We start from the raw sequence: 3,655 nt of genomic DNA on the forward strand, positions 1-3,655 counted from the left end.
CGAGGCGGCATAGGATATCAACCGTATTCCAGATTCCAGGACGCCGGGCCGACTCACTTCGGATCGGGCGCTACACCAACTTTCTCGACATTACCTAATCATCTTTGTTCCTTTCTCAAAAATCCTCGTCTTCTTCTACCGAATTTGGCAGCGAACATAGGCATGTGCCCTTTTGGCGGACACTTGAAACCAATGCAGCGAGCTCGGCGTCATCAAGTGTGCTCAATTTCGAAAACACTTCGAGCACTAGTGGTAGCGACATGCCGGCAATGAGCCTTAGAGAATCGTCACCCAACCTTTCCATAAAAGCGTTATTCACTGACCCACCATAGACATCAGTGATGACAATCCACTGGTCTGCTGGGTCGCGAGAACGGTCCCAAAAATCTATCAACTCGTTTACATCCATCGTGTCCTCATCGACATATGCGCATAGCACCTTAACGCGAGGATCTTCACCGCAAAATAGCTGGAGCGTTTCACGCATCGCTCTAGCAAGTGGCCCATGGCTGGCCAAGAGCAACTTCCTCATTTATCTCCCAATCTCAGTCAATCATCTGTTAATAGAACGTTATATTTTGTATTGTTATCTACAGTATCCTCGAAACTTTCGCTTTGTCAAGACAGATTAATCAAGCTTCCTAAGCGGTAATAATTCGCCCGTAAACGGCAAAAAAACGCCCCTTTGTCGGGGCGTTTTCAATCTCTTGTTATTCGGTTAAGAAAGATCCGGGGTTTGGCTTTCGCTAGAGATAAAACTTTAAGCGCTCAGTGCAGTACACCTGCCGCGAAATAAACAATGGCACTCCCTGCGCGCTGCAACGCTTATCTACAAATAATAAAAGGGCAGATCCCGGCTTTACATTCAAATGTTCTGCCTCGTAAGCACTTGCAAAGCACACCTGCAACGTTCGCTCGTTATTGCCAAGTTCGATATGGCGTCTTCCCAGCACCTCAAGTAGAGAACCCGATAAATCTTCATGTTCCAAAAAGGCAAGAGAAGGAGTGTAGCTATTGGTTTCCAACATCGTTGGCACGCCATCGACTAAGCGCAAACGTCTAGTCTGAAGAATATTCTCGTCCTCCTGGACCTGAAGAAAACGCACGTCGCGCAGCGTAGGATAAATCCAAGCTACTTCGAGCACTACGGTAGAAGGCTTTTTATTTTCTTGAATGCAGGAATGGGTGAAGCTTTCCTGGTCATCGGCTGCATAGGCATTGCGTGTCGTGGTAACAAAAGTCCCTTTCCCTCGCGTGCGCTCAACGATATCGGCATCCTCTAGTTCCTTGATTGCCGATCGAACGGTAATACGACTAACGCCATATTCCTCCATAAGCTCCGTCTCAGTAGGAAGCTTATCCCCTTCGCTATATACGCCACTTTCTATTCGACTCACAAGATCGTGAACGATCTGCTTATACAATGGAACAGCGCTCTCCACTTTAACCATTATTCAACCTATTGCTTTCTACACTCAACGGCTTCAAGTCCCTGCCAATTGATGCCGAGTTGATTAGCCTTAATCGAAAAGAAGTATTTGAAATAATCACCCAACATCACCTGCTTAGTAAAGTGCACTGGCTTACCAGTGCTCATATAAACGGTCTCACTCAATATAAACATCGCAGCTTCTCCTGCGATGTTAAGGATGCGCTTCTCCTCATCCGTAGCAAGCCCTGCTTCAAGCACAATAGACGGGAAACAATTATCCTCTAGTCGCAGCCCCGTCTCTCTCTCAATCGTTTCATAAAGTGATGCGTTATCCATATCGACACCCAGTAAAAACCCGAAGTTCTTTACTGGAAGATAAATATGTTCAATCATTGCATTTATGTGGTTAATTGACCTCACACGTTTGAGGTAAACCGCAGATTCATTCTCTTCCATTCGCAAATGACGACGGACGGCAACGGGCGGCTCGACCTCCTGAAGAGCGAGAACACGAGACGAGGTTTCGATATTATTTTCATGGCAAAAATAAGTGAAACCCTTAAACGTGCTCAAGCTCGAGACGATTTTAGGCTGCCGGATAAATGTGCCTTTGCCATGACGCGTATCAAGCACGTCGTCATCCACAAGAGTTTGAATTGCCTTCCGTATCGTCGCGCGGCTAACCTCGTATTCTTCGCAAAAACCATTTTCGCTAGGCAACACGCCACTTTCGGAAAACTCGCCCATCTCAATACGGCGGCGCAAATCATCAGCTACTTGTACATATAGCGGCACAGCACTAGTCGGGTTAATCATAACGTTCTCCGTACAACATTCTATGAAACTTCTATACGTTATAAGATAACCTATTACGTATTATTTTGAAAGAAATAGACGGTTCAATCTTTTTTTTGAACCGTCTACAATATCAAACACTCCATATGAAGGTGTCGAATGCCACTTGTGGCGCAAACAAGAGGGGCATTTGGCAAAAATGCCCCATTTCGCCTTGAAGTCGCTACCGTGAAATGCCAACGAGCCACATGGTCGAGTCCAAGCAAATACGACCTCAAGCGGCTAGCTACGGCATGGCCCTCTAGAACGAGACTGCGACATTTGTTTGCATTGTTTTACGAACGCAACATAACGAATTATTTCCGAGCATAGTAACGGCCGCTGAAAGCTGCTTTAGTAGTTCATCTGGTGATAGTAACGACGCGTGGTGAGCGGGTGGTTGCGGACGTGCTCGAGATGGCAGCTCAGGCGCTCGGTGATGGTGTAGGTGACCATCGGGGAGACGATCTTGCGGAACTCGGGGTCGCTAAACGGCAGCTCGACCTCGGCGGTGTCGAACTTGTTCACGCGGACATGGACGCCCTTCTCGTCGGCGAGCATGTGGGTGAAGTTGTCCACGCGGTCCATGAGCTTACGGGTGTCGTCCTCGCCGTAGAGCATGATGAGGCTCGTGCCCTCCTCGCACAGCTCGATGGTGCCGTGGAAGAACTCGGCGGCGTGGATGGACTTGGTCTTGATCCACTGCATCTCCTCGAGGATGCACATGGCGTAGTCGTAGGCCTCGCCCCAGAGCATGCCGGAGCCGATCACCATGTGGTAGTCGGTGTCCTTGAAGTCCTCGGCCATGGCGGCGCAGCGCTCGTCCTGGGCGTCCTTGGCCTTGATGAGGTACGGGGCGATGTTGCCGAACTCCTCCATGAAGGTGTCGTACTTGGGGAAGGCGCCGGCGTTCTTGAGGAAGCGGGCGACCAGCGTGATCTGGTAGGTGTAGATGGCCTCGCACAGGACGTCGTCCTCGGCGAAGCTGAAGAACTTGTAGTCGGCGTACTCAGTGGCCGGGGTGTTGTCGTTGGAGACATACATCAGCGTGCGGGCGCCCTGCTCCTGGCAGAACTTGGCGGCCTCGATGATCTCGGGGGTGGTGCCGGTGCGGGTGGAGAAGACGCAGACCGAGTCCTTGTTGAAGGCCTTGGGCGGGCACGCGAGGAACTCGGCGGCGATCTCGCAGTGGACGTCGACGTCGGCCGTGGTGGTCTCGACCCAGTACTTCATCGGGAGCGTGTGGGCCCAGGTGCCGCCGCAGCCGATGAAGAAGATGTTGGAATAGCCCTGCTCGCAGACCTTGTCCACGGCAGCCTCAATCTGAGGACGGAGAGCGAGGGCATCGCTCACAACCTTCTCGTAACGAGGCTCATCGAAATTGAACAT

General features: G+C 50.6%; 4 protein-coding genes. All 4 read right to left on the bottom strand.

The features are described from left to right. Nucleotides 1-115: 115 nt before the first annotated feature. Nucleotides 116-532 carry a PTS sugar transporter subunit IIA gene (locus ARB25_RS09515; protein ID WP_055287649.1) on the bottom strand — a complete coding sequence of 139 codons (417 nt, stop codon included), beginning with the start codon at nucleotides 530-532 and terminating at the stop codon, nucleotides 116-118. Between the two features lie 214 nt (nucleotides 533-746). Beyond that, nucleotides 747-1,451 carry a GntR family transcriptional regulator gene (locus ARB25_RS09520; RefSeq protein WP_055287651.1) on the bottom strand — a complete coding sequence of 235 codons (705 nt, stop codon included), beginning with the start codon at nucleotides 1,449-1,451 and terminating at the stop codon, nucleotides 747-749. An 8-nt stretch (nucleotides 1,452-1,459) separates the two neighbouring features. Next, nucleotides 1,460-2,248: a GntR family transcriptional regulator gene (locus ARB25_RS09525; RefSeq protein ID WP_055287653.1), complete on the bottom strand. Its 789-nt coding sequence runs from the start codon at nucleotides 2,246-2,248 to the stop codon at nucleotides 1,460-1,462. Between the two features lie 372 nt (nucleotides 2,249-2,620). Continuing rightward, nucleotides 2,621-3,655, bottom strand: a 1,035-nt coding sequence (locus ARB25_RS09530) for an SIS domain-containing protein (RefSeq protein WP_055287655.1), incomplete at its 5' end; no start/stop codon positions are given.

Source organism: Collinsella aerofaciens (assembly GCF_001405375.1).
In the GTDB taxonomy this organism is placed as follows: domain Bacteria; phylum Actinomycetota; class Coriobacteriia; order Coriobacteriales; family Coriobacteriaceae; genus Collinsella; species Collinsella aerofaciens_F.